Below are 25,607 nucleotides of genomic sequence, written 5' to 3'. Positions count from 1 at the left end.
GAGGAACAGGCCTTCATCGTTCCGTGTTCTCGTTTGTTAGTTTCATCAGGTGAAACGTAATTTCATAATCATAACTTTAGTTTTAAGTATACCGTTTTCACCTCTGTACGTAAAGGTCTTTTTGCCTGTTCAAGCAAGCTTTTGAACTAATGAAGGCGTTTTCGTGAAGTGAGAAGGAATAAGATATCGCATGTACCTGTATTTGCCGAATTCAGAGTCTTCATCCCGAGACACGTACATACAACCGAAGACCCTCTCATATGAATAGTAGGAGTTTATATACGCAATGAAATACTTCAGACAGAACTCATGCCAAAGGGGGACATAGGCTTGGAACGGGAATGGAAGAGTGCCTTATACACTTACGTGAACCAGTACAATCGCTGTGAGATCGACTACCGTCCACAGACCAGCGAACGGATTGTTACCGATCCTGACTTCGTGGTGGAACGGGGAGAGCGTATGGCAAGGCTGGACGAATGGTACCGTAAGCGGCGCGCCGTGCCTCTTCGCAGCGAGACCAGCGCCAAGCTTGTGCGCACGCTCATGGATGGACAGGAAGAAGCGGTGGTGGATGTACAATTGTACAGCAGGCTGTTCTACGAGAAGAGCGGGATCACCCATCGGGAGGACCGGATTGAGCGGGAGCGGTTAACCTTTCTGCGGCAGAGTGGTGGATGGATCATTGGACGGGTCGAGCGGGAAGTACCGGAGCGTCGCCCAGCTGGGGAAGGGCGTCCCTTTCAACAAGCCGATTTTGTACAGGCGATGAACCGGCCGCTGCTGAATCGGGAAGTTCTGGGTCAAGGCAGAAGCTCAAGGCAGCAGGCGTATCGTAGAGATCTGGCAGTTGCCTACGCAGATCGTTGGTGGAATGCAGGGAACCCGGCATATGAGGAATTTGATGTGGATTGCACCAATTACGTGTCCCAATGTCTCTTTGCAGGGGGCGCACCCATCCACTATACTGGTAGAAGAGAAGCTGGCTGGTGGTATAAGGGGTATGTGAACGGCTCCGAAATGTGGAGTTACAGCTGGGCGGTTTCCAATAGTCTGGAGCGTTACTTGTCAGGCAGCAGCTGGGGTCTGACTGCCACAGCAGTAGATCGTCCCGAGCAGCTGATGCTCGGAGATGTTATTCTTTACGATTGGGATGGAGACGGCAGATTTCAGCACAGCACCGTTGTGACCGCATTTGATGCAGGCGGTATGCCGCTTGTTAACGCACATACGGTTAGCAGTCGTCACCGATATTGGGATTACCGGGATTCTTACGCTTGGACAGAGCGGACGGTATACCGGCTTTTTCATATTGCAGATGAGTTTTAATGACGAAAGATTTTCGGGATGCGGTGACGCAGACATCCAGTTCCGTGTAAAATAAGACCAGGTAACGCAAGCAGAATAACAAGGGTGCTGAGCATGCAAGGATGACAGCATCAGGCACAGATAATCGGAGGTTACGCATGAGTATGGATAAATTAAAAGTAGGCGTCGTGTACGGCGGTAAGTCAGGCGAGCATGAGGTGTCGCTACAAACGGCGTTTGCTGTAACGAACGCATTTGATTATGAGAAGTATGAACTGGTTCCTTTTTATATCTCCAAGCAGGGTACGTGGAAAAAAGGACCTGTCATGCATGCGCCGTTCGCGCAGATTGAAGATTTGAAGCTGGAGCAATCGGCGGGTGGAACTCAAGATGCACTGAACGCACTGTTTGGCCGGTTGTATGGCGGAGCGGAAGCGCTGGACGTGATGTTCCCTCTGCTGCATGGTACGTTTGGCGAAGATGGCACCATTCAGGGCATGTTCGAGATGGCGGATATGCCATATGTAGGTGCAGGTGTACTCGCTTCAGCTGGCGGCATGGACAAAGTGGTCATGAAGAAGCTGTTCGCACAGGCTGGTATTGACCAATGTGCCTTTACGTATTTTAACGCGACACAATGGAAGCAGACAGAGCACGAAATGATCGTACAAGTCGAAGATCAACTGGGATATCCTTGTTTTATCAAACCGGCTAATCTGGGCTCCAGCGTGGGCATCTCCAAGGCGCGTAACCGTGATGAGCTGAAAACAGCTGTCGAGTTCGCACTTCGGTACGATACGAAGGTAGTCATCGAAGAATTCGTTGAAGCACGCGAGGTTGAGGTCAGCGTCCTCGGCAATGACGAGCCTATGGCTTCCGTTCCAGGGGAGATTGTCTCGTCGGGTGAGTATTATGACTATGCAGCCAAGTATATTAATGGTCAGTCACAGATGCTGATTCCGGCACCACTTGACCCCGAAGCCGCAGATCGCATTCGCGAAGCCGCATTGCAGGCGTTCCGTGCGATCGAAGGTAACGGGATTTCACGTGCGGACTTCTTCATTCGGAAAAATGACGGTGCATTGCTTATTAATGAAGTTAACACCATGCCTGGTTTCACACCGTACAGCATGTATCCACTCTTGTGGCGCGAGACAGGTGTGTCGTATGCCGAGCTGTTGGATCGGATGATTGAGCTGGCACTGGAGCGTTATAACCGCAAGCAGGCATTGAATTACGAGAACGGCGTACAGGCGTAGCCTGAGACGACAAGATCAGGAGGGATATGCATGGGATTTCAGACTGAATTCAATTCCGTATGCAAGTTCAAGAATGAGCAGGAACTGTACGAACTGCTTGAATATGGTCGCGGCAAAATGGTTAAACAAGGCTTCCGGGTATTTCCTACCGGCCAGAAAGTCATTGCTTATACACCGGATAACGTGGCTGTAGCCATCGTGAAGATCGTGGTTTCCATTGCAGAGATCAACTTCCAGGGTCAAGAAGTAACCGAGGTAGAGATGCAGTTGATCCGCAAACTGACTCAGGAAGAATCACGCGTTCAGACGGCACTTGCGGATGAGATGTTCTTCGGAGAGCAAGCACAGGAATAGTTGCTGAGTGTGATTGTAGGGCGGATGGACTGATTTGCCAGAATACGATTATGGTCACTCTTTTAGGGTAAAACTTGGTTATATACAGTGACGGTACATCCTGACGGTTGAATATGCCGTGCTGGTTTTCCGCCCTAACAGAGAGGAAGAAATTCATGCTCGTACGTTTTGGTTATGTGGCAATGTCCGTGCTTGTTGAGAATGCCTCACCTTCCCGGACCATGACCATGTCCAGTTTTAACAAAATTGATGACAGGGAAGCAGCCATCCGCAAGCTCGAACGGATTGCAGCCGAGAACCTGCATAATACACTACGATTGCTCCGGCACAACAAGGGCAGCCATATTCATGTATATCGCTTCTCTTCCAAATTGATTCCACTGGCGACACATGAGGACTTGAATGACTGGGATCCATTCCCGGCACTGAAGCAGGACTTTGCGGCTATTGGTGATTTTGTGAAGGCGAATGATATGCGTGTATCCTTTCATCCGGATCATTTTACCGTACTTAGTACACCTCGTGAGCAAGTTCTGCACAATTCGATTCGCGACCTTCGTCATCATGTTCGGATGCTGGATGCCATGGGTCTAAATGCCACTGCCAAGAACAATATACATATTGGTGGTGCATACGGGGACAAGCCTTCGGCGGCGCTTCGTTTTGAAGAGAATTTTTTGAAGCTGGATCGGGACATTCAGGAGCGGCTGACACTCGAAAATGATGACAAAACGTTTAATGCGGCCGAGACACTTGCTGTATGCGAGCACTTGGGATTGCCCATGGTGCTGGATATTCATCACCAGTGGGTCAATAATGAGGGTGAACAGCCCTGGGATCTGTGGCCTGATATCCTGAAAACATGGGAGTCACCGCTCGCACAGGCAGATTCACCGGCTGATCAGCCATTGCCACCCAAAATTCATGTATCCAGTCCGAAGAGCGAGAAGGATCTGCGAGGTCATGCCGATGGTGTAGAGGTAGAGCCTGTGCTCGATTTCTTGCGTCATATTGCAGCAGACACCCCGAGGCTCGACGTGATGATTGAGGCCAAACGTAAGGATGAGGCTCTTGTGCAACTGATGCAGAAGCTGGCATTCTATCACGAAGAGGGTGTGGAGTGGGTGGACGAGTCTACCGTCATCATTCATCCGTAGTGTCAAAAGGGGCCTAGGCAACGAGAAACTTTACGACCTGTGAGGCGTATACTTTTAACAAGAATTTCAACTTTTCATAGATTGATATAGAAAGTAGAGTGAACGCTTTGAATGAGAAGGAAAAGCAACCTTATGTCGTGACAAGCAAAAGCTATACTGCCGTTGCCATTAATGCAGCTTCCAAGGCCGGTGAATGGATCAAGAGTCGTCTTGGAACGGTAAGCGAACTGGGAACCAAATATTCACCTCAGGATCTGGTCACCGAAGTGGATAAAGGAGCGGAGCAGATGATCCGCCGCCTGATTCTGACCCATTTTCCCAGCCATGCTATTCTGGGTGAAGAAGGCGTAGAACCGGGACCGGAAGCTTCAGCAAAAGCACTGAAAGAGGCAGAGGAAGAAGAGTTTCTCTGGATTGTTGATCCTGTGGATGGCACGACGAACTTTGTACACGGATTTCCGTTCTATTCGGTATCCATTGCTTTGGCCCATAAAGGTGAAGTCATTGTCGGCGTGATATATGACCCTTCCCGTGATGAGATGTTTGTTGCGGAAAAAGGTAAAGGAGCATACGTTCACGGAAATCGGATGGTTGTATCTGGTGAGCAGGAACTGAATCAGAGTCTGATTGCGGTTGGTTTCCCGGCAGATACGACCTATGCGTTACCGCTTAATATGGCCGCTGTGCAGGCTCTTGCTCCGCAAGTTCGTAACTTGCGTGCAGGCGGATCTGCTGCCTTGCATCTGGCATATGTTGCTGCAGGGCGTCTCAGTGCCTACACCGAAATTGGATTGAAACCATGGGATATTGCGGCAGGCGCGCTGCTGGTGGAAGAATCCGGCGGCAAGATTACCGATACCATCGGGACGCCTTATCAATTGTCTGTAAGTCATCTTGTTGCCAGCAACGGACACATCCATGATGCATTAACAGATGTGTTGAAGGAAGCGAAGGCTACCGGCTTGGAGTGAGTTGATTCAACTCATCCATGCTTTAATTACTTTTAATTGCATTGAAGAAGCGGAGCGCTCGCCTTTATCACCGGATTTCTACCTTGGAAAAGGAATCAAAGAAATCTGGGGATAACAGCGATCGGAAGATGGTTCTGTACACGAAGTGAAAGTACAATAGTAATAATTAACGTATGTATGACTTTAATTAAAGGAGCGAGAACAATGGATGAATCCAAAGAACTGGAACGACGGCTCAGTGAAATGCTGACGGAAGGGGACATGGAAGAGTCCGGCGACACCGATCAGCGTGAACGCCAGCTGATTCCTCCCAAATATGAAGTTCGGATACAGACGGAACGTGATCCAATTGTCGAGGAAACATTGAAGTACCGGAAGATGGCAATCGAAGTGGACGATCGTTATGATCGATACCTGGAGCGAGCTGCTGGGAAAAAAGCGGAGAGCAACACGAGTCATACGAATTCTGGAGACTCCGAGAAGCCCGAATCTTAACGAACTACGAACTCCATAGTTGTACGATCACCAATAACAGGCTCCTCTTCAGGGAGTCTGTTATTTCATGTGTGTTTCTGACAGAGAGGACAAGGCCTGCTCTTAAATGATAGAATAGAATTACACAAACTTATGTCATTGGAGCGACAGATGTACTATACATTAGTGTAAAATTATAGATTCGATTAAAGGAGTGTTACCCTGAATGAAGCGTAAACGTATATGGGAAAATACAGCTGCCGGTTTAACGGCAAGCATGTTGGCAGGAATGCTGCTCTTCACATCATCCGCATTGCCTGCACACGCTGCTGATGCCAAAACTGGTGTATCGCCAGCGGGTACAAACGAGGCTACGCTGACTGCGAAGAAAGATGCAGTAGCTGTAACCAAGGAGTTCCGCATCGTCACATTGGGAGATTCCATAACCGTAGGTTATGAGCCCAACACGAAAGAATTGCCTTATGGTTATGTAGAACGACTGCATGAGCAGGGTTTGCTGCATGGACGTACACAGGTGGATAACTACGGGATTGCTGGTTTGAAAACCAGCGGCCTCAAGAACTTCACCACTGCAATTAAGGAAGGCAAGACACTCACTTCCGAAGCTATTCAGCCGAGTCTTCCCGATCCAAGAGCGGGACAGATTGGAGCGAATACTGCTGCAATTCGAGAGAGCATAGCGCAGGCGAATCTGGTTGCAATCACCATTGGGGGAAATGACGTATCTGAGCTTCTTGGTACAGCAGACAAACTGAGTGATCAGGAACTGCAAGAGAAGGTAAAAGAATTACTCGCAACATATACAGCCAATGTTAGTGCAACGATTAATGATATCCATGAGATTAATCCGACAGCTAGAATTGTCATCGCTGACCAGTATCAACCGATGCCAGAAGTAGCCGGCAAGGCCCTCTATGCCAAACTTATGGAGGCATCCCAAGGCTTCACACAGACCATTGATGGGATTGTTGCTCAATTCACAGCTCAGGGTACCGATGTAAAGGTGGCTCACGTAGCTAAGGAGTTTATTGGCGGTGAAGGCACCATGACACATATGATCAAAAATCGCGATTTCCACCCGAATCAATTCGGATATGCAGCCATTGCCGAAGTATTTGCCAAAACGATCTGGGGCGACTACACGAAGCTGACTGCACCTGCCACAGGTGAACCGATGAACATTATCGTGAGTGGTAAAACATTGAATACACCGTACAAACCAATTATCCGTAGCGGTAAAAACTTTGTGGCGATCCAGGACATCGTGAACGCTGTCGGTGCGACTACGGTGTGGGATAACAAAACTTCAACGGCAACCATTACCTACGGAGATCGTAAGGTAGCCGTGACGATTGGTGCCAATGCGGTGAAGGTCAACGGAGCATCCGTTACTGTGGATACACCTGCATTCCTGAACAAGGTAGGCAAAGAGTCCAAAACATATGTACCGCTTGCCATGGTAGCTGAAGGTCTTGGCTTTGACGTGCAGTATGTAGCGAAGCTGAAAACTGTTTTTGTGAATCCGTAATAACCATTTCGTACTATAGCATGTTATTCAACAGCCAGAATGCCTTGAACTATTCAAGGCGTTCTGGCTGTTTTGCGTTCTACGTGAGTTCCTGACATTGTTGTATACCTTCATTAATGACCCAGAATGTTGTATAAATATGACTTGTCAGATGACCATGGATGTGTAAATATGAAAATAACTTACAATATAACCACTAACCCATAGTATGGCAGCACCCTTCGCAAGCCAAAGGAGCGTTTAGGATGAGTAAAATTAAGAACGCTTTCACAACACTACCGATTCATCATAAAACGATTCTCCTCATCGGATTGTTGATGTTAATCAGCTTTACGTTTTATGCATCCGTACTCCGATATGTGTTCAGTATCTATGACCGTCAGATCTATGAGAAATCTTCGCAGGTCCTTAATATGTCTTCAGTAGGCATTGAGAATCAACTACGTGAAGTTTCCAATCTCTCCTTCAAGGTGATGTCGGACGAGCCGCTTCAACAATATCTGCTTCAACTTGAAAAGGCCGAGACAGGATATGAGAGAAATGGTCTGCGCAAGAAAATTACCAACCGATTGGTTGCTTATGCGGGTTCTGAGAAATACGTCTATTCTATGCTATTTATCGATAATGATAATAACGTCATGGCTGCAGGGAACCGTGAAGGGATTTCGGAGTCGAAGCAAAAGGAACTGGTATCACTGGGAGATCAATATACAGGCTCCAATGTCTGGCACACCAGCGGGGATAAACAAGCCAGGCTTTTATCTGTACGACAGGTGAAATCTTTTACTGGGGGCGCATTTACACTGGATAAGCTCGGGACTCTAATTATCCGAGTACGCCTGGACCGGATCGTACAGGATCAGATGCAGGAACCCGCAGAGGACTCCCAGTTATTGATTTCGGATGGAAAAGAAGTCATCTATCCAACCGAATCTTCGGTAAGTGAAGCTGAGATTGAATCGGAACTGAAGCGAACCCAACCCTATGGAATTGCCATGTTTGAGCAGGGCAGACACTTTGTAGCACGTGCCAATTCTTCCTACACAGACTGGACGTACCTGTACATCACACCTTTTGACCAGATGTTTAAAAAAATTCAGTTTGTTAAACAGTTGGTCACGGTTATTTTTATCATGATTTTTCTGGCGGCACTCATTATAGGAGCAAAGTTCTCCCGCAGTATTACCCATCCGATTGCGCAGTTGATCAAGAAGATGCGTAATATCGAAAAAGGTGATCTGGATAAACTGGAGGAGGCTGCCCTGGGTAACGTTCCGATGTCTCCACAGAATGAGGTTGGGCTGCTGCATCGCACATTCAAGATGATGCTTCAGCGGATTCGTGAATTGATTGATGAGAATTATGCGAAGCAACTGGTGATTCGTGAGACTGAGTTGAAAGCGCTTCAAGCACAGATTAATCCTCATTTTCTATACAACACGCTTGAATCCATTAACTGGATGGCCAAAGTACAGAAACAACGTCAGATCTCGGAAATGGTTGAGGCGCTTGGATTCCTGCTGCGCAGCTCTGTGAATATGACGGAGAAGTGGATCACGCTGGAAAGAGAGCTGGACATTGTCCGCAGCTACGTTACAATTCAGCGCACCCGTTTTGAAGAGAGACTGGATTTTGATATGGAGATTGCGCCTGAGGTGGGTTCAGCACGAATTCCCAAGTTAACATTGCAACCGCTGGTGGAGAATGCCATACATTATGCACTCGAACCAAGCATTGATCCTTGCCGGATTCGAATAAGGGCGAGAGCAGAGGAAGACCAAGTCATTATTGAAGTCGAGGACGATGGTCCAGGGATGACACCGGAATTCCTGGAACAATTACATGAAGGACGCATACAGACAAGAGGACAGGGCATTGGGTTATCTAACATCCAGGAACGAATCAGGCTGACCTTTGGCGAAGAAGGCAGAATGGTGATGAGCAGCAAGCCCGGATCAGGAACTGTAGTATCGATCAGCATACCTTGGATTAGAGAGGACGATGACGATGTACAAAGTGATGCTCGTAGATGATGAACGTGTCATTCTGGAGGGAATATCCCAAGTGGTCGATTGGGCCGCAGCAGGTACGGAATTAGTGGGCACGGCGCGGAATGGGATTGAAGCGCTGGACAAAATCGGGCAGTCGAAACCCGATATTATCATTACGGATATTTCCATGCCGGGTCTGGATGGTCTGGGACTCATAGAGAAAGCATCCGAAGCATACCCGGGAGTACGGTTCATTATGTTATCTGGCTATAAAGAGTTCGAATATGCCCGCAGAGCGATGCAGTATGGTGTGAAGCATTATCTGCTCAAGCCCTGTAACGAGAATCAGATCCATGACGCGCTGACCGAACTGTTGCAGGAGCATCAGGATGCGCAGGTGAAGGAGCATGTGGCTGGTGAGATGAAACAGCGGTTGCAACGGGTCCTTCCGCATGTAAAGGAACAATTTTTGCTGGAGTTCATGACCAACCGAACCTATGGGCCGGTCGATCTGGAATATTACCAGGAGCTGTTTGATCTGGAACTTGAAGATACTGCAGTTCGGTTACTGCTGTTCCGAATTGCGGATGAACATGATTACAGTCATTTATTTGCCATCAAAAATATCGCCAGCGATCTGCTCCCTCATGTACTGTTAAGCACAACGATTGAAGGTAGACTCTTGATTCTGCTTGCGGATTCAGCTGATCCGGCTGGACTGAAGGAGAGCATTGAAGAGGTTCGGGCTGCATTTACCAGACTATATAAACTGGAAGTGACCGCTGCACTGAGCGAAGCAGATCGAATGATCCAGTCTCGGCGTTTGTTCCGTGAGGCATTGCAATATCTGAATCATCGCTTCTTTATCGGTGAAGGCAAGTTGATTACGAAGAATGATCTGGTTCTGGCCGGAGAATGCGACGGGTTGCATGTAGAACAGGATGCCGAGCAGTTGTGTCAGTTGATCAAATCGGGCAATAGCGAGGAAACAGCCGCAGAGGTGGATCGTCTGTTCGATCTATTATCGGGTCAGCAGTTGGAAATTGAAGTGACGCGTTCGTATGTAGTGCAGCTGTACTCGGCGATGATTCATGTCTGTCCGCCCGAAGAGGCAACAGAATTTACTCAGCGTATGGCGGAGTTGCCCCACATGGATACGTTATCTGCTTTGAAGTCTTTTGTAGCAAGCAGTGCAGCCCGGTTAACCTCTGGTTATTATAAAAATCATATAAGTCGTCAGTCTTCAGCCGTGGAGAAGATGATGGATATCGTGGATCGTCATTATGGAGAGGCAGATCTTTCACTCAATGGGGTCGCCCATCAGATGTTATATATGAATCCAGATTACCTGGGCAAAATTTTCAAAAAAGTCACGGGCGAGAATTTCTCCAACTACGTGAATCGTCTGCGTATCGAACGAGCATGTGATCATATTCGCAGAGGTGGGGATGTGAAAGTATTCGAGCTTGCGGAATTGTTCGGATTCGGCGGTAATTCACAATATTTCAGTCAGGTGTTCAAAAAGTGGACGGGAATGACCCCTACGGAATTCCGCAGAATCGGCATATAACAATGCACTACCAATCATGTGATTCATGTCTGGGGAGGATGAACAGCGCCGAGAGGGGACTGTTGTCCTCCTCTGTTTTTTGAACCAACAAGACGGTTTTGTGTATTCAACTCTGGTCGTACATTTGCGAAAATGACATTAACAAGTTTGTGAAAGCGTTATCAGTATTGAAGGGATAACGCTTCACACAACCATATCAACATAAAAAGGGGAGATTGGCATGGTGAAAAAGGCAATATTCCTGATGATGGCTGCATTGCTCGTGTTTACAGCGGCATGTAGCTCAGGTGGAGGAACTGAAGGAGCGTCTGGGGATGATTCGGTTACTCTGCGGATCGCTTGGTGGGGTTCGGATGCAAGGCATGAATATACACAGAAGGTCATCGACCTGTACAAAACGAAAAACCCGAATGTCAAAATTGACGTGGAATATGCTTCATTTGATGACTACTGGAAAAAACTTGCACCACAAGCAGCAGCAAATCAACTGCCTGACATCGTTCAGATGGATATTTCCTACATCAGCCAATATGCACAGAATGGCCAGCTAGAGGATTTGGCCCCTTATCTGGGCAACCAGATCAAAGTGGACGATGTATCCGAAAACGTTATTAGCACAGGTGTAATTAACGGTAAACAATACGGCGTACCTGCCGGTGTTAATGTTCTGGGCTTCCAATATGATCCTGCGCTGCTTCAAAAAGCGGGAGCCGACGCAATGCCTGAGAATATGACATGGGAATCGTACGAAGCGCTGGGTAAACAAGCCGCAGAGAAAGGCCTGTATTTGGATGGAGGGGTAGCTCCGGATATCTTCTTCCATTACTTCCTGCGTACCAAAGGGCATTCCCTTTACAATGCAGAAGGGACTGGCCTTGGTTATGATGATGACCAATTGTTTGTGGAGTTCTTCGGGCTCATGCGCCGTATGATCGAACAAGGCGCAGCACCTACGCCGGATGTAGCCAACCAAACCAAGGGCATTATTGAGGAGTCAGACCTGGTGAAGGGTAAGGGCGTTGGTATCTGGCAATGGTCTAACCAGTTTGTAGCCGTACAGCAAGTAGCTGACCGTCCACTGGAGTTCGCTCCTATGCCTGGACCGGATATGGAAAAAGGACTTTATATGCAACCAAGTATGTACTGGGGTCTAACATCTAACTCCAAAGTGAAGGAAGAAGCAGCGAAATTCATTGATTTCTGGGTGAATGACGTGGAAGCTAACAAATTGATCAAAGGTGAGCGTGGTGTACCCATCTCAGGAGCCATCAAAGAAGCCATCGCACCTGAGCTGAGTGATGCAACGAAACAAGTCTTTGAATTCGTAGCAGCCATGGAGCCTAAGGCATCCCCGATGAGCCCTCCGCCACCTGTGGGTTCACCAGAAGTAATCTCCTCGCTGGCAGATGTGGTTGAAGAGTTGAACTTTGGCAAGATCACAGCCGAACAAGCAGCAGAAACATTCCGCAAGAACGCCGAAACTGTACTTGCGAACAATAAATAACAGTTGAATGATGGCTTGCTCGTCCCACTGCAGGGATGGTCGGGAATGGGGCTACTCGCGAATGCGAGGGCCTTTCCCCGTCCAGATAACTGAAGCAAGGATTGGGGCAAGCTGATCCATGAAGGAGGTTCGTTCCATTGAGGCAGTATTCGTCGTTACGTAGAAACTTAACCGGATATGCGTTTATTAGCCCGTTTATTATCGGATTCCTGGGCTTTACGCTAATCCCCATGTTTGTTTCCTTATATATGTCATTCACAAGTTATAACTTGTTCACTTCTCCACGGTGGATTGGGCTCGACAACTACACCAAAATGTTTTTTGATGACCCGAAATACTGGAACTCGGTCAAAGTGACGTTTCTGTATGTATTCATTGGGGTACCGTTAAGATTGATCTTTGCCCTCTTCGTAGCGATGGTCCTGAACACTGGCTCTCGTATGATTGGAACGTACCGGACGCTGTATTACCTGCCATCCATTATCGGTGGTAGTGTGGCCGTATCCATTATGTGGCGTAACCTCTTCAGTAATGAAGGTGTTATCAACAGTGCTCTAACGGCAATCGGGATCGGGCCTATAAGTTGGTTTGGTGACCCGAATGCGTCCTTGGTTATGCTCATCTCACTGTCTGTGTGGCAGTTCGGTTCGTCCATGCTGATCTTCCTGGCTGGTCTCAAAAATATCCCAACTGAGATGTACGAGGCAGCAGGTGTGGATGGCGCGAATCCTATACGGAAATTTTTCAGCATCACCTTGCCACTGCTTAGCCCGATCGTCCTGTTCAATATGATTATGCAGACGATTGGAGCATTCATGACCTTCGTACCAGCTTACATTATTTCCAAAGGCGAAGGCGGTCCAATGGACGGTACGATGCTGTACTCCCTGTATCTGTTCCGTCAGGCATTTATGTTTAACAACATGGGTTATGCTTCGGCAATGGCCTGGGTCATGCTCATTATGATCGGTATACTCACGGTAGCTGTGTTCCTGACATCCAAGTTCTGGGTGTTCTACGAATCTGAAGGAGGGAAGTAACGATGGTTTGGAGAAATGTAAAATGGCCCGTTTATCACCTGTTCGTTGCAGCTCTTGCCCTCCTGATGCTCTATCCCGTACTCTGGATGCTCTTCAGTTCATTCAAGGAAAGCCGTACGATCTTCGTTACCGCGGATACCCTGTTTCCTACCGAGTGGATCTGGAGTAACTATGTAGATGGTTGGAAAGGCACAGCGGGAAGACCGTTTATGGATTACATCACCAACTCACTTGTAATCGTGGTTATTTCCACCATCGGTGCCGTAATATCGTCATCGCTGATCGCTTTCGGTTTTGCCAGACTGAATTTCAAGGGACGCACATTCTGGTTCTCCTTGATGATGTTGACGCTGATGCTGCCGCATGACGTGGTCTTGGTTCCTCAGTACATCATCTTCACGAAGCTCGGCTGGCTGAATACCATCTTGCCAATCGTTGTACCTACATTCTTCGGAATGCCGTTCTTCATCTTCTTGATGGTGCAGTTCATTCGAACGATTCCGAAGGAGCTGGATGAGGCTGCAACCATCGATGGATGTAACAAATTCAGACTGTATATTCAGATTATTATGCCGCTGATCAAGTCTTCTCTGGCGACTGCAGCGATCTTCTCCTTCTACTGGAGATGGGAGGATCTGCTCGGTCCGGTATTGTACCTGAACTCGCCTGAGAAATATACCGTATCCATGGCACTGAAAATGTTCCTGGATAGCGAATCTGCTTCCAACTGGGGTGCAATGTTCGCGATGTCCATCGTCAGTCTGGTTCCGGTTGTAGCTGTGTTCTTCATCTTCCAGAAACAAATTGTTCAAGGAATGAGCACAAGCGGACTAAAAGGCTAAGCAGAATTCACTACCTCTATGCCCGAATGAACGTTTGCGAAAGTTAAACAAGGAGGATGTTCCTTTTGAATAAAGCTCAGGGTAGTCAGGCCGTTGCCATGGAGGCAGCGGCAGAGGGCCAGGCAGTGTCCGTTACCAGCTGGAAGTTTAACTTTGGACCGGACTCGGGAAGAGCAGATGAGACAGAGGATTATCTGCGAGTGACTGCAACAACCTCGTATGAGGACCGCGGAGGTTATGGATTCGAAGCAGGTTCTCTGGTATATGAGAAACAACGTAGCGGTGATGACGATGTGTCGGATACCGGAAATCATAACAATCAGGGGCAGACGACCATGTCTGCCCGATTGCGTTCAAGCTTTTGTATTCCGCTCAAAGCATCGTTCATCGTGGATCTTCCCGATGGAACCTATCAAGTTTTACTTGTTGCAGGTGATGAATTGGCCGAGACGGTAACCCGTGTCAAAGCTGGTGAAGGCAGGCTCGTATTGCCAACCATCCGTACACTTCCCGGGCAATGCGCAGAGGTCCGATTCTCGGTGGTTGTTCGCGGGGGCAGACTTCGTCTGTCATTCTCTGGTCCTGCACCAAGAATTAATGCGTTGGAGATTACTCTCGCGAATCAGACCATGACCGTATTTCTTGCCGGGGATTCAACCGTAACGGATCAGCCGGAAAGTGGATATCCATATTGCGGTTGGGGTCAACTGCTGCCTGCACAGTTCAAACATGATGTGGCAGTAGATAATCATGCCCAGTCAGGCCGAAGTTCCCGCAGTTTCATCAATGAAGGCAGATTGAGCGCCATTATGGAGCGAATGAAGCCAGAGGATTTTTTATTTATTCAATTTGGACATAACGATGAGAAGCCGGACCCTGAACGTGGGACGGACCCATTCACAACATATAAGGAATATTTGAAAAAGTATATTGATGCTGCCCGGGAAGCCAAGGCTCGTCCGGTACTCGTGACCCCGGTGCATCGTCGCTATTTCGCGGACGACGGCACATTGACTGATACCCATGGCGATTATATCATCGCCGTGCGTGAGCTGGCGGAAGAGGAAGATATTCCGCTGATCGATCTGGCTGAGCGCAGCCGTCTTCTATTCGAGCAGGTAGGCGTGGAAGGCACAAAGGAAGACTTTATGTGGGTGCTGCCAGGCGAGTATGTGAACTTCCCGTCAGGCGTGGAGGATAACACGCACTTTCAGGAACGTGGCGCCCGACGCCTTGCCCAGCAGGTGGCAGAAGCCATCCGTGAGATGCAATTGCAACCGCTGCAGATGTATCTGCGGTAGGTTCATGCCCTTAATAATTAAGCGAGTTAATTAAATAACGAGCCAGCAAAGTTGCCCAGCGAAAGAGCGAAGGCAATAATTTTTTAAATCAGTCCGGCGAGCGTAGCAGCGGAGGAGGGCGGAATCGGGTAGAGGGAGCGAAGCGTCCGCCTTTGGAGCGGGATTTCCCCTGCTGGGGGGAATAGAAGAAATCCCGAGCCAACAGCGGCCCACAGCCCGATCCGCCCACCGAAGCGTCTGCCCCGCGAGCCCACGGGTTTTAAAAGATGTAGCGAGTTAAACGTAGTAATGAGCGAAACCAAGTTGCCCAGCGAATAGCGAAGGCAATAAACTTTTAAAAAACAGACGAGCGTAGCAGCGAAGAAGGGCGGAATCGGGTAGAGGGAGCGGAGCGTCCGCCTTTGGAGCGGGATTTCCCCTGCTGAGGGGGAATAGAAGAAATCCCGAGCCAACAGCGGCCCACAGCCCGATCCGCCCGCCGAAGCGTCTGCCCCGCGAGCCCCCACATTTTTAACCTATATTGCAATCGCAAAAGAGGAGGATGTATTTCAATGACACCTGACCAGATAGAAACTGGCACGTCTACTCGTAAGAATGCTTCAGCAGCTACAGGTCACACCTACTGGGTTATTCCGGATGGCTACATTCCCCCGGAGAGCCGGGGCACATTGGAGAGTCATGAGAGCATCTGTGTACTGAACACCAGTGCCACGGATGCGGAGCTGCACATCACGATTTACTTTGAAGACAGAGAACCACTCGAAGGTATTGTCGCTGAAGTGCCAGCGAGAAGGACGAAGCATATTCGTACTGCATCGCTTCGTTCCGGAGAACAGTCAATTCCGCCAGGCGTACCTTATGCGATTACGGTTTCGAGCAACATCCCCGTCATCATCCAGTACAGCCGTTTGGATACGACTCAGCCTGAATTGGCTTTGATGAGTGTTATGGCGTATCCGCTGGCGTGATACAAATGCAAGATAACCAGCAAGAGGTAGAAGAGAAAATGGCCAGCAACCTTGCATTCACACTGCAGGTGACTGGCCCTCTTTGTGTATTACTCAGTGTATTTGTATGTGCTGGCATTAAGGATTTTTACACGAACTTCCACTTTGCCAAGTTTGAATTGTTTGATGGGATCAGCCCGTTGCTGAACCTGTTCTTTCCACATCGCAAGGTCATGACGATACAGATGTTCTGCTAGGCCATAGGAATCAATTTTCCGTGATTTGTTTTTTTCGAATGTTGTCCGAATTTCGGCTTCGATCTGTTTCTCGGCTGATTTCTCCATTGTGCGAGGAGATTGGTGGGAGCCGTTATCCTCCACAATGACACCTTTTACCGAAGTGATCAGGTCGAAAATAACCCCATTTCCTTCTTTTCTTGATGAAATTTTCGTATGCGGGTTATGGAGGCGAAGTGTGAGATCAGGGGTCTTGCCTCCATTCTTGTAAACGTACAGCGGGTACTGGTAGACACGATTATAATTTACGAATCGAGTACCATCTGCGTCCTCCCCTGCCACTTTCCCTTGGCTTCTGCCCTGTGAAATGACAAAAAATCCATCTGTTTTAATCAAGGGGGGAGCTTCATCCCCATTGAACCAGGTTTGGTTTTTATTGGTGATCGAGGGTAATAGGATAACCGAAGCAGGCTCACGGATACCGTCAAGAAGCTGATGAAGACGGATGGGTTCGAAGGCAGAATGCTGCTTGTACAGCTTGATTGGTTCAAATAGCTCAATGGTCTGGGTAGATTGGTTCAACAGGGCAGAGGGGGCAAGCACATCGGATATGCTTTGTTCCGTGCCGTAGATCCATGGTGTATATCTCAGCTGACCCGAATGCAACAGTGTGTTAAAAATATCCTCTAGCCGCCCGCTCAGGGCATTTTTTGATATAACAATCGCTTTTACATGGGTCCACAGTGTTTGTTGCTGTGAAGTTTGATAGAGGTTATCAATAGCCATACTTAAGGTTTTGCCTTCGCCTCGTCCAATCCAGATATCGCTTGCTTCCCGCGAAGTCGGCCCTTCTTGCTTGGCGATACTGGAGAAATCGATTAGTTGGGCGTAAGCAATATACTTGTCATCCTTATAATCTATCCCTATTCCCGTAATAAAGTTAATGCTCTGGACCTCTTTGGAATCCCAGCACCCTGTCAGCATGATCAGACTGCTCATAAGCAAGCACACCAATTGAATCCATCTGCTCACGGACGTTTCCTCCGACGGGTAGAATCCTGAGTATGGAGTGCGGCCGGACGCTTGGTTCTCTTCATGGAAGGATACATGGATACGGCTTGGGTGAAGTCGCCGGGAATATAGGGAGAGACGGGGGACAGATAGGAAACGCCATAACACTCCAAGGAAACAAGGTGTACCAGCAGAGCGAATAGTCCAAGCATGAAACCAAATAATCCAAGGATAGAAGAAATGATAAGCATCCCGATCCGAACATGAGCAGTAGCCCCACTGAGCACCGTATTTACTAGAATATAGCTGGAGATAACTGAAATCGCTACCGTTACAATGATGGTAGGAGAAGTAATCCCGGCACGAATAGCTGCATCTCCAATAATGAGTCCACCTACCACACTGACCGTTTGGCCCAAAGCACGAGGAAGTCTACGGCCAGCTTCATTGAATAACTCGAACATAAAAATCATTAAAAAGGCTTCCAGCGTTACAGGCATGGGTAGCCCCATACGAGTACCAGCAATCGTTGCCAGAAGCGGGAGAGGGATCTGCTCCACATTAAAACTGGTGAGGCCGATATAGAATCCAGGAAAAAAGCAAGCAATTAGCAAACCGGAAATCCGCAGGATGCGTTCAAAAGTCACAATGAAGAAAGGAGTGTTCTCATCTTCCGGTGATTTCAACTGATTGAACAGTGTAGTTGGAGCGATGATCGCAACAGGTGAACCTTCGATCAGAACAGCAAAACGCCCATTTAAGAGCGAGTCCACGACATAGTCAGGTCGCTCTGTATTATCGGTGAGAGGAAAGATACTGCGAATGCCTCCCATAACTGCTCGTTCCATAATGGAAGTCCCAATAATCCCATCGACTTCAATTTTGTCGAGATTTTCGCGTGCTTCTTTCAGGATCTCCGGATTGATAATGTCTTTTACATACAATAGACCGATAGCGGTCTGAGTGCGTCCACCTTTAACGTATTTTTCATAGCACATGGAAGAGGTTTTCATCCGTTTACGAATGAGTGCGATATTTACAGTCAGCTCTTCGGTAAATCCATCGCGAGGCCCTTTTACGGAAGACTCGATGGCAGATTCTTCAGGGTTGCGCCCTGGTATGCTCGCAATATCCAAACTGCAGGACTGATCGCCGTTGCCGAAGATCAACAACAGTTGTCCGCTAAAAATCAACAGGTTTAAATTTTTCGTATCTCGAAGGTCTTCCACTGGATTTAATGTTAATCCAAGTTCTTTCGGGTGCGAATCTTCTTCGAGCAGGGAATGCTCTTCGAGCCGGGGAATGATAAACTGGTTGATTTGTTTAGCATCACTCAGACCATCGCAATATAGCACAATGATCGGCAAATCATTTTCATTTTTTGCTGGAAACGTTTGAATAACGACATCGGCGCAGGGGTTGAATTGTTCTTTCAAAGAGGCAAGCAGTGTTTCATGGGACGTGGTGTCAATCGTTGGATGCTCCATGATGTTTCCTCCTCTGATGGCGTGAGCTGATGAATGCGACGGTTGTTGCAATTATTGCTAGTCCGCTAAGATAGATGAGATTGAACGGGAATATGTAATCGATAAGCAGCTTTTCAAATGTAATATCGTCTAGACGGTACAGCATGAAGATTATAAATAGAACGGCTAAAGAGATACAGCTGATGATTCTTTTGGATGTGCTCTTAATATCCCAAATTTCTACCACAATATACATAGCAAGACTAATTCGGGTAAACGAGCCGGCGAGCCACTGGTAGATGGAAAAGAAGTCAGTTTGTGCAATGTACTTGCCCAATGAGGCAATGCGCCACTCCTCAAAGGCAGGAAATCGCATTTTGGCAGCCTCAAAAGGATTAAATTCGACGATAGCACCAATGAGTGGACCTATTGTCAGACCGACAATAATGAGTGCGAGCATCAGATACTGCCATACACGAATCTGTTTGGAGAGGTGGGGTTGTATGTACCAGATGAATAGCAGTTCAAACATGCCTGCAAGACTATAAACCATACCGTGGAGCACGGGATGCCAGCCCTGTTCAAGCACAGGAAGCAGACGACTGTAATCCTTATATTGGGTATTCACAATCGCAACATAGAAGCCAAGCAGTACAACGAGGGGAAGGATCAATCCTGCTGTGAAAGCCAAAGAACGCATCCCTTTATAAGCCGCATAGGCACAGAGTGACATGAGCGCAATGCTGGTAACCAATGTAGGAGTTTCCGTCAGGTAACTGGTTTTGGCCCAGGTGGTGGTATCGTGTAAGGTGAAATAGATGACGGACAGAAAAAAGAGGCTGTTTCCAATCCGTAATAGCAAGCCAAGAGGTTTACCCAGATGGGAAGTTAGCCAATCATGCAGCGTTTGGTGCTGGAGAAAACGAGAAACATAGGCAAGCATGAGCGCAAATACAAGGTAGGGTCCTGTAGACAAAAGAACAGAGATCCAGGAATCCCTTTTAGCCGCAGACAACAGGGCAGGAATAATCAGAACGTGGCAGATTAGACCAACGGATAACATGATTAACATCATGGCTTGCAAAAAAGATGGCTGTGTACGTTTCATGCTGAGGAGTCCCCTTTTCCCAATAGACTGTCCTCAGCAGTGTTAACGTGATTGAAGCCCTTCATACAGACACTTAAAGCTTAAAATACTGAATGCCCATGGCTTCTCGTACCTCCAGCATCGTTTCCCGGGCAGTCCTTCTGGCCTCACGAGTCCCTTCGATAAGAATCTCTTTCACCTGATCATCACGCTGTTCATAATAATTCCGCCGTTCACGGAAAGGAGCAAGCAGATCATTGATGGCTTCACCAGCTATCTGTTTACAATCTTTACATCCAATCTTCCCCTGGCTGCAACTGGCATGTATTTCGTCTACATTCTCCTTGCGGAAAAGCTGATGATAGGCAAAAACAGGGCAGACATCCGGATGTCCTGGGTCAGATCGATGGATGCGGGCGGGATCAGTCTTAGCCTTGGTCAGTTTGGCTTTTACAACCTCTGGACTTGCATTTAATGAGATCGCATTACCCATGCTTTTGCTCATTTTACCGACGCCATCCAGCCCACCAAGCCGCTCTCCGGTCAGAATACGGGGTTCAGGCAGAATGGGAGCATATAGCTCGTTGAATCGACGAACCAACTTCCTCGCTGTCTCAATATGAGGAATCTGATCTTCGCCTGCCGGAACAAGGGTTGCTTTGCAGAATGCAATATCTGCAGCCTGACTGACGGGATACCCCAGGAATCCATAGTATAGATCCGTATATCCACGATCACGCGCTTCGTTCTTGATGGTAGGGTTATGCCGAAGTGCATTGACGGTAACAAACATTGAGAAGATCACGGTTAATTCCGCAATCTCCGGAATCATGGATTGAATGAACAGGGTAGCCTTGTTCGGATCAATGCCTACGGCCAGGTAATCCAGGGTGACTTGATGTACACTATCCGCAATCAACCCAGGTTGATCAAAATGGGTGGTGAGAGCCTGGACATCTGCCAGTAAAATATACGTTTTGTACTCTTCCTGTAATTGCACCCGACTGCGCAGACTGCCTACGTAATGGCCGAGATGAAGCTGCCCGGTAGTCCGATCCCCTGTCAAAATAATATCGTTGTTTTTGTTCATGGTTTATTCTCCTTTGGTTGTGTGATTTTTCAACGTTGAACTGTCGCCACCAGCCATCTTCCACGACCATCACCTCCTTTCAGCCTGCAGAAATTCAATAAAAAAAGCTTCGTCCTTTATCCCATTCCCTGGTAGGGAACAGAATAAAGGACGAAGCTTATGCCTCGCGGTGCCACCTTCATTGGCCGCTCTGTTGCGGCCCACTTGAGGGATACGGAATGAGGCATCTCAGAAGCGCTTTTACGAGCGTCTATGCCTATCGATATCCTGTCCATGGATAACGGCTGGACATGCCGCCTCGCCTACTGAAAGTTTGTTTTCCTAGCACAGGATACAGACTCTGTTCAACTCGGAACTCCGAAGCCCATTTCCACACATCTGATGCACCGGCTTCCACCAACCGCCGGCTCTCTGTAACATCCTGACATGCGTACTTCTCTTCATCATCGTGGATAACAATAATTTACAATTTCCAGAATTATATCACGCTTCGGTCCCACTGACCAGCCTATGTTTCCGGCCGCTCATATTGGTGCCGAGTACACCGGCGATGATTAGCAATGCTCCAATATAGTGATAGCTACCAACGGGTTCATGCAGTATCCATGCACCTCCTACGATGGAGATGAGTGTGGACAGATTGCTGAATACGCTCATCTGGGATGCCTCCAGATGGGTCAGGGCATAGCTCGCGAGAAGGGTGGAGATCATGGTGGAGAGGATCGCGAGATAAGCGAGTGCACCAAGATACGATGCATCTCCAAGTGGTTTGATATAGTCCATCATGGAGCCGCTGGCAGCATGTCGGATCAAGGAAGCGGCGTTAAACACAATACAGCCAACCATCAGTGTGACCCATGTTAATTCCATCGGTTTATACTTCTGGGTCAGTGGTCTCGCAAGCACACCATAACCTGCAAAGCAGACCGTGGATAGCAGCAATAATGCAATGCCCTTCAGGTTACTCATAGATACGCCGCTTCCTTGCATCATGAAAATAAAGACCACTCCAGCGACAGACAGAAGCAGGAACATCTTCTGCATGGTGGATGTACGTTCTTTCAAGAAGATCGAAGCGAGAACGAGTGTAAATACAGGGGCCATGGCCTGAATAATCCCCGCTTCCGATGAGTTGGAGGACACGAGTCCAAAGGCTTGAAAGGCAAAAAATAAGACGGGAGACAGTAGCCCAAGTGGAATAATTCGCCACAGATCACGAAGGCTAAGCCGGATTTTGATCCAACCAAAAATGACAGGAATGCTGACAACGATCAGCGACAGGGCGAATCGGTGGGCAAGCACATCAATCGGATGTGCTAGAGTAACGGTCATTTTAACAAATAAAAAGGAAAGGCCGATTATAGCTGCGTACAGAACAGCTGCGATATAAGCGTATCCCCGAGTGTATGCTGTGTTCATGAGTGCTCCTCCAATACAGTAGTCATACTGTTTTATCTTTGATTTTACCTAAACATATCAGGTTCGAGTCACGTGCTGGCCTTATTCAATATACTGCCGGGTGCATCGTGCTACAATAGATAAAAGCATGAATTGTAACGGTACAATTATGGGAGAGGAGCGAGTGCAGTGAGAAAATATGAAGTGATTGCCGAAGCATTAAAGCAGTGGATTCAGGAACAAATGTTGCAGCAAGATCGTCGGCAGTGGACAGACAAGGGCATTCGACTTCCAGCCGTTCGAGTTGTAGCAGAACAGTATCAATGCAGTGTAAGTACGGCGATTCGTGCATATGAGTGGCTGGAGCAGCGACATTTGGTGTATGCCATACCTCAATCCGGCTATTATGCCGTACAGAATGGGACAGGTGCTCAGGACATGGATTGGCAGGGGGCGTTGGACTTTGCTTCCGCTGCTCCCGATCCAAGGGTATTTCCTTATGCAGACTTCCGTCACTGTGTGGATCAGGCGATGGAAAAGAAGCAGGCAGAGTTGTTCATGTACGGCACGGATCAGGGATTGCCTTCACTTATTTTGCTGTTACAGAAGCAGTTTGCGGATTATCAGGTGTTTGCCAGATCGGAGCAGTTCTTCATCACATCAGGTGTGCAACAGGCACTGGCTGTACTGGCGTTGATGCCTTTTCCCAATGGTAAGAAAAAAGTGCTGCTAGAACTACCGACCTATCATAATATGCCCTCCCTACTGAGTGGATTGAATGTGCCGATTGCTGGTGTGAGGCGTGCCTTGGATGGGCTGGACTGGGCATCGCTTGAACGCCAGTTTGCTGAAGGAGATATCAAGTTTTTCTATGTCATGCCGAGGTTTCACAATCCAATAGGGACTTCGTTGACTGTTGCTGAGAAGAAGAGACTGATCCGGCTTGCACAGCGGTATGATGTCTATCTGGTGGAGGATGATTATCTGGCTGATCTGGAGGACAATTCGAAACAGGACCCGTTATGGTCCTATGATACAGAAGGTCGTGTCATCTATCTGAAAAGTTACTCCAAAATTCTGTTTCCAGGCCTGCGTATTGGTGTAGCTGTTCTGCCATCACCTTTAATCCAGTCCTTTGGTGCTTATAAAAAAATGCTCGATATCGACACTTCCGTCCTGTCTCAAGCTGCTCTGGAGATTTATGTTCACAGCGGAATGTTTGCTCATCACAGGAAAGTGATTCGTAACCGCTATGCTGCCCGGATGCACACGGTGCATGGGCAACTGGACGCATATCCAGACTTTATTCCATTTATGGACGCCCCTCGAACAGGGGGGGAGCATACGGTATTGCCTTTGGCGGGTGATATGCCGCTTCGTGTTCTGGTGTCCCGGCTCCAAAAGCGTGGAGTCATCGTAGATACGACAGAACGGTATTATCCGGAGGGAACATATCAGATGCATCAGGATCAAATGCTCCGATTGAACATCTCCAATGTGCCGAAGCAGCGAATTGAAGAAGGGATTCTGAAGATCCGGGAGGAGATTTTAAAACTGAAAAGAACACCAAAAGGCGTCCACACAAGTTGATCACTTGTTGGACGCCTTTTTCGGTGAATTGCTAACTATCAACCAACCAGCTTGTACGGTAAATTGTTGATAGAATTCATTCTATTTATTCCTGAGCCATCGCCTTGAAGGAAGCTTCTGCGGCTTCCAATGTGGCTTGAACATCCTCGTCTGTATGAGCAGTTGTCAGGAACCAGGCTTCATATTTGGACGGAGCCAGGTTAATACCACGGTCCAGCATGTGGCGGAAGAAGGAAGCGAACAGCTCTCCATCCGTGTCTTGAGCATGATCGTAGTTTGTAACTGGGTGGTCACAGAAGTGAGTGGAGAATGCACCTCGAATCCGGTTGATCGTCAGTGCAATCCCATGACGGTCAGCAGAAGCTTGCAGGCCTGCGGTCAGATCTATAGCCAGACGTTCCATCTCTTCGTACACACCCGCACCTTGCAGGACCTCTAGACATGCGATACCAGCCGAGATGGATGCAGGGTTACCAGCCATCGTTCCGGCCTGATAAGCAGGGCCGAGCGGAGCTACCTGCTCCATAACGTGATTACGGCCGCCATAGGCTCCGATTGGTAGGCCGCCGCCAATAATTTTACCAAGAGCTGTAAGATCCGGTTCGATCTCTGCATGGTTATCGAGTCCAGCGTACGTCTGCGTAGAACCGTAATGGAAACGGAAAGCCGTAATGACTTCATCATAGATAACCAGTGAGCCGTTAGCACGTGTCATGGCACAGAGACCTTCCAGGAAGCCAGGTTCCGGCATAACCATACCAAAGTTACCAACGATCGGTTCAACCATGACCGCAGCAACATCGTCACCCCAGCGCTCCAGTGCAGCTTTGAGGGCATCCAGATCATTGTAAGGCACGGTAATGACTTCTTGCGCAATACTGGTGGGAATGCCTGCACTATCCGGGATACCCAGCGTGGAGGGGCCAGAACCGGCAGCCACAAGTACGAGATCGGAGTGACCGTGGTAGCATCCAGCGAATTTTACAATCTTGTTGCGCTTGGTGTAGGCACGAGCGACCCGAATCGTGGTCATAACCGCTTCCGTACCCGAGTTTACAAAACGTACTTTGTCCATGGAAGGGATCGCTTCCTTCAGCATTTTGGCGAGTTTGATCTCAAGTTCAGTCGGAGTACCGTACAGAACGCCATTGGCTGCCGCTTCCGTAATCGCCTGTGTAATATGGGGGTGGGCATGTCCCGTAACAATCGGTCCGTAAGCGGCCAGATAATCAATATAACGGTTGTCATCGACATCCCAGAAGTGGGCGCCTTGGGCTTTTTTCATAAATACAGGTGCACCGCCACCCACGGCTTTGAACGAGCGGGATGGACTGTTCACACCTCCTACAATATGTTCAAGTGCTTCTGCGTATAGAAGTTCGGAACGGGAACGTGATGTATTCATAAGATAACTTCCTTTCGTCATTCAAAATATAATAAAATAACAAGCCACAGTAAGATA

At 48.1% G+C, this 25,607-nt stretch carries 21 protein-coding genes and 1 other annotated feature; of the genes, 15 read left to right on the top strand and 6 right to left on the bottom strand.

Annotated features, from left to right (window positions below; all coding sequences use genetic code 11):
* Nucleotides 1-330 precede the first annotated feature (330 nt).
* The 14 genes from FS628_RS28660 (at nucleotide 331) to FS628_RS28595 (ending at nucleotide 16,288) form a co-directional block, all read left to right on the top strand.
* Nucleotides 331-1,329 carry an amidase domain-containing protein gene (locus tag FS628_RS28660; protein ID WP_440131318.1) on the top strand — a complete coding sequence of 333 codons (999 nt, stop codon included), beginning with the start codon at nucleotides 331-333 and terminating at the stop codon, nucleotides 1,327-1,329.
* A gap of 137 nt (nucleotides 1,330-1,466) precedes the next feature.
* Complete coding sequence (locus FS628_RS28655) at nucleotides 1,467-2,567, top strand: D-alanine--D-alanine ligase (RefSeq protein ID WP_145326453.1); 1,101 nt, start codon at nucleotides 1,467-1,469, stop codon at nucleotides 2,565-2,567.
* Between the two features lie 30 nt (nucleotides 2,568-2,597).
* Nucleotides 2,598-2,921, top strand: a complete 324-nt coding sequence (locus FS628_RS28650; RefSeq protein ID WP_145326452.1) for a hypothetical protein — start codon at nucleotides 2,598-2,600, stop codon at nucleotides 2,919-2,921.
* Between the two features lie 155 nt (nucleotides 2,922-3,076).
* Nucleotides 3,077-4,078 carry a UV DNA damage repair endonuclease UvsE gene (gene uvsE / locus FS628_RS28645; RefSeq protein ID WP_145326451.1) on the top strand — a complete coding sequence of 334 codons (1,002 nt, stop codon included), beginning with the start codon at nucleotides 3,077-3,079 and terminating at the stop codon, nucleotides 4,076-4,078.
* Nucleotides 4,079-4,185: 107 nt separating this feature from the next.
* A complete protein-coding gene (locus FS628_RS28640; RefSeq protein WP_440131317.1) occupies nucleotides 4,186-5,049 on the top strand; it encodes an inositol monophosphatase family protein in 864 nt (287 codons plus the stop codon).
* Between the two features lie 204 nt (nucleotides 5,050-5,253).
* Nucleotides 5,254-5,544 (top strand): hypothetical protein, encoded by a 291-nt coding sequence (locus FS628_RS28635; RefSeq protein ID WP_145326449.1) that lies wholly within the window; start codon nucleotides 5,254-5,256, stop codon nucleotides 5,542-5,544.
* Between the two features lie 205 nt (nucleotides 5,545-5,749).
* Nucleotides 5,750-7,072 (top strand): stalk domain-containing protein, encoded by a 1,323-nt coding sequence (locus FS628_RS28630; protein ID WP_145326448.1) that lies wholly within the window; start codon nucleotides 5,750-5,752, stop codon nucleotides 7,070-7,072.
* A gap of 245 nt (nucleotides 7,073-7,317) precedes the next feature.
* Nucleotides 7,318-9,105 carry a sensor histidine kinase gene (locus FS628_RS28625; RefSeq protein WP_145326447.1) on the top strand — a complete coding sequence of 596 codons (1,788 nt, stop codon included), beginning with the start codon at nucleotides 7,318-7,320 and terminating at the stop codon, nucleotides 9,103-9,105.
* Nucleotides 9,080-10,633, top strand: coding sequence for a response regulator (locus FS628_RS28620; protein ID WP_145326446.1), 1,554 nt, complete (start codon nucleotides 9,080-9,082; stop codon nucleotides 10,631-10,633). The genes FS628_RS28625 and FS628_RS28620 overlap by 26 nt, the downstream gene beginning before the upstream one ends.
* Before the next feature lie 220 nt (nucleotides 10,634-10,853).
* On the top strand, nucleotides 10,854-12,137 hold the full coding sequence (locus FS628_RS28615; RefSeq protein ID WP_145326445.1) for an ABC transporter substrate-binding protein: 1,284 nt from the start codon (nucleotides 10,854-10,856) through the stop codon (nucleotides 12,135-12,137).
* 137 nt (nucleotides 12,138-12,274) lie between these two features.
* Nucleotides 12,275-13,177 (top strand): carbohydrate ABC transporter permease, encoded by a 903-nt coding sequence (locus tag FS628_RS28610; RefSeq protein ID WP_145326444.1) that lies wholly within the window; start codon nucleotides 12,275-12,277, stop codon nucleotides 13,175-13,177.
* 2 nt (nucleotides 13,178-13,179) lie between these two features.
* The gene (locus FS628_RS28605) at nucleotides 13,180-14,019 is read left to right on the top strand and encodes a carbohydrate ABC transporter permease (RefSeq protein WP_145326443.1); all 840 of its coding nucleotides are present in this window, start codon (nucleotides 13,180-13,182) and stop codon (nucleotides 14,017-14,019) included.
* A 98-nt stretch (nucleotides 14,020-14,117) separates the two neighbouring features.
* Nucleotides 14,118-15,320: a GDSL-type esterase/lipase family protein gene (locus FS628_RS28600; RefSeq protein ID WP_145326506.1), complete on the top strand. Its 1,203-nt coding sequence runs from the start codon at nucleotides 14,118-14,120 to the stop codon at nucleotides 15,318-15,320.
* Nucleotides 15,321-15,871: 551 nt separating this feature from the next.
* Nucleotides 15,872-16,288 carry a sensory rhodopsin transducer gene (locus tag FS628_RS28595; protein ID WP_260871229.1) on the top strand — a complete coding sequence of 139 codons (417 nt, stop codon included), beginning with the start codon at nucleotides 15,872-15,874 and terminating at the stop codon, nucleotides 16,286-16,288.
* Between the two features lie 89 nt (nucleotides 16,289-16,377).
* Here the strand turns inward: FS628_RS28595 and FS628_RS28590 are convergent, their stop codons facing one another.
* From FS628_RS28590 to FS628_RS28570, 5 genes are all read right to left on the bottom strand, one after another.
* Nucleotides 16,378-17,535: a Ger(x)C family spore germination protein gene (locus FS628_RS28590; protein WP_145326442.1), complete on the bottom strand. Its 1,158-nt coding sequence runs from the start codon at nucleotides 17,533-17,535 to the stop codon at nucleotides 16,378-16,380.
* Entirely contained in the window at nucleotides 17,532-19,001 is a 1,470-nt protein-coding gene (locus FS628_RS28585; RefSeq protein ID WP_145326441.1) for a spore germination protein, read from the bottom strand. Before FS628_RS28585 ends, FS628_RS28590 begins: the two co-directional genes overlap by 4 nt.
* Nucleotides 18,982-20,088: a GerAB/ArcD/ProY family transporter gene (locus tag FS628_RS28580; protein ID WP_145326440.1), complete on the bottom strand. Its 1,107-nt coding sequence runs from the start codon at nucleotides 20,086-20,088 to the stop codon at nucleotides 18,982-18,984. The genes FS628_RS28585 and FS628_RS28580 overlap by 20 nt, the downstream gene beginning before the upstream one ends.
* Before the next feature lie 73 nt (nucleotides 20,089-20,161).
* A complete protein-coding gene (trpS, locus tag FS628_RS28575) occupies nucleotides 20,162-21,157 on the bottom strand; it encodes a tryptophan--tRNA ligase (RefSeq protein ID WP_145326439.1) in 996 nt (331 codons plus the stop codon).
* Nucleotides 21,158-21,300: 143 nt separating this feature from the next.
* Nucleotides 21,301-21,613 (bottom strand) — a binding site (T-box leader).
* Nucleotides 21,614-21,640: 27 nt separating this feature from the next.
* A complete protein-coding gene (locus FS628_RS28570) occupies nucleotides 21,641-22,576 on the bottom strand; it encodes a DMT family transporter (RefSeq protein WP_145326438.1) in 936 nt (311 codons plus the stop codon).
* Nucleotides 22,577-22,798: 222 nt separating this feature from the next.
* On the opposite strand from FS628_RS28570, the gene FS628_RS28565 reads away from it, so the two are divergent.
* On the top strand, nucleotides 22,799-24,145 hold the full coding sequence (locus FS628_RS28565) for a PLP-dependent aminotransferase family protein (protein WP_440131321.1): 1,347 nt from the start codon (nucleotides 22,799-22,801) through the stop codon (nucleotides 24,143-24,145).
* 85 nt (nucleotides 24,146-24,230) lie between these two features.
* On the opposite strand, the gene FS628_RS28560 is transcribed toward FS628_RS28565, so the two are convergent.
* A complete protein-coding gene (locus tag FS628_RS28560) occupies nucleotides 24,231-25,550 on the bottom strand; it encodes a glutamate-1-semialdehyde 2,1-aminomutase (protein ID WP_145326436.1) in 1,320 nt (439 codons plus the stop codon).
* Nucleotides 25,551-25,607 lie beyond the last annotated feature (57 nt).

The sequence above is a fragment of the Paenibacillus xylanexedens genome, assembly GCF_007676705.1.
Taxonomy (GTDB): Bacteria; Bacillota; Bacilli; order Paenibacillales; family Paenibacillaceae; genus Paenibacillus; species Paenibacillus xylanexedens_C.
Note: the sequence above shows the minus strand (reverse complement) of the source record. Positions and strands in the feature narration are given on the sequence as shown.

What these genes read in the sequence shown, in the direction of transcription:
- FS628_RS28650 (WP_145326452.1), top strand. Translation starts at nt 2,598, where the DNA reads ATGGGATTTCAGACTGAATTCAATTCCGTATGCAAGTTCAAGAATGAG.
- FS628_RS28560 (WP_145326436.1), bottom strand. Translation starts at nt 25,550, where the DNA reads ATGAATACATCACGTTCCCGTTCCGAACTTCTATACGCAGAAGCACTT.
- FS628_RS28605 (WP_145326443.1), top strand. Translation starts at nt 13,180, where the DNA reads ATGGTTTGGAGAAATGTAAAATGGCCCGTTTATCACCTGTTCGTTGCA.
- FS628_RS28615 (WP_145326445.1), top strand. Translation starts at nt 10,854, where the DNA reads ATGGTGAAAAAGGCAATATTCCTGATGATGGCTGCATTGCTCGTGTTT.
- FS628_RS28565 (WP_440131321.1), top strand. Translation starts at nt 22,799, where the DNA reads ATGTTGCAGCAAGATCGTCGGCAGTGGACAGACAAGGGCATTCGACTT.
- uvsE (WP_145326451.1), top strand. Translation starts at nt 3,077, where the DNA reads ATGCTCGTACGTTTTGGTTATGTGGCAATGTCCGTGCTTGTTGAGAAT.
- FS628_RS28570 (WP_145326438.1), bottom strand. Translation starts at nt 22,576, where the DNA reads ATGAACACAGCATACACTCGGGGATACGCTTATATCGCAGCTGTTCTG.
- FS628_RS28625 (WP_145326447.1), top strand. Translation starts at nt 7,318, where the DNA reads ATGAGTAAAATTAAGAACGCTTTCACAACACTACCGATTCATCATAAA.
- FS628_RS28620 (WP_145326446.1), top strand. Translation starts at nt 9,080, where the DNA reads ATGTACAAAGTGATGCTCGTAGATGATGAACGTGTCATTCTGGAGGGA.
- FS628_RS28585 (WP_145326441.1), bottom strand. Translation starts at nt 19,001, where the DNA reads ATGGAGCATCCAACGATTGACACCACGTCCCATGAAACACTGCTTGCC.
- FS628_RS28630 (WP_145326448.1), top strand. Translation starts at nt 5,750, where the DNA reads ATGAAGCGTAAACGTATATGGGAAAATACAGCTGCCGGTTTAACGGCA.
- FS628_RS28600 (WP_145326506.1), top strand. Translation starts at nt 14,118, where the DNA reads ATGGAGGCAGCGGCAGAGGGCCAGGCAGTGTCCGTTACCAGCTGGAAG.
- FS628_RS28580 (WP_145326440.1), bottom strand. Translation starts at nt 20,088, where the DNA reads ATGAAACGTACACAGCCATCTTTTTTGCAAGCCATGATGTTAATCATG.
- FS628_RS28595 (WP_260871229.1), top strand. Translation starts at nt 15,872, where the DNA reads ATGACACCTGACCAGATAGAAACTGGCACGTCTACTCGTAAGAATGCT.
- trpS (WP_145326439.1), bottom strand. Translation starts at nt 21,157, where the DNA reads ATGAACAAAAACAACGATATTATTTTGACAGGGGATCGGACTACCGGG.
- FS628_RS28635 (WP_145326449.1), top strand. Translation starts at nt 5,254, where the DNA reads ATGGATGAATCCAAAGAACTGGAACGACGGCTCAGTGAAATGCTGACG.
- FS628_RS28655 (WP_145326453.1), top strand. Translation starts at nt 1,467, where the DNA reads ATGAGTATGGATAAATTAAAAGTAGGCGTCGTGTACGGCGGTAAGTCA.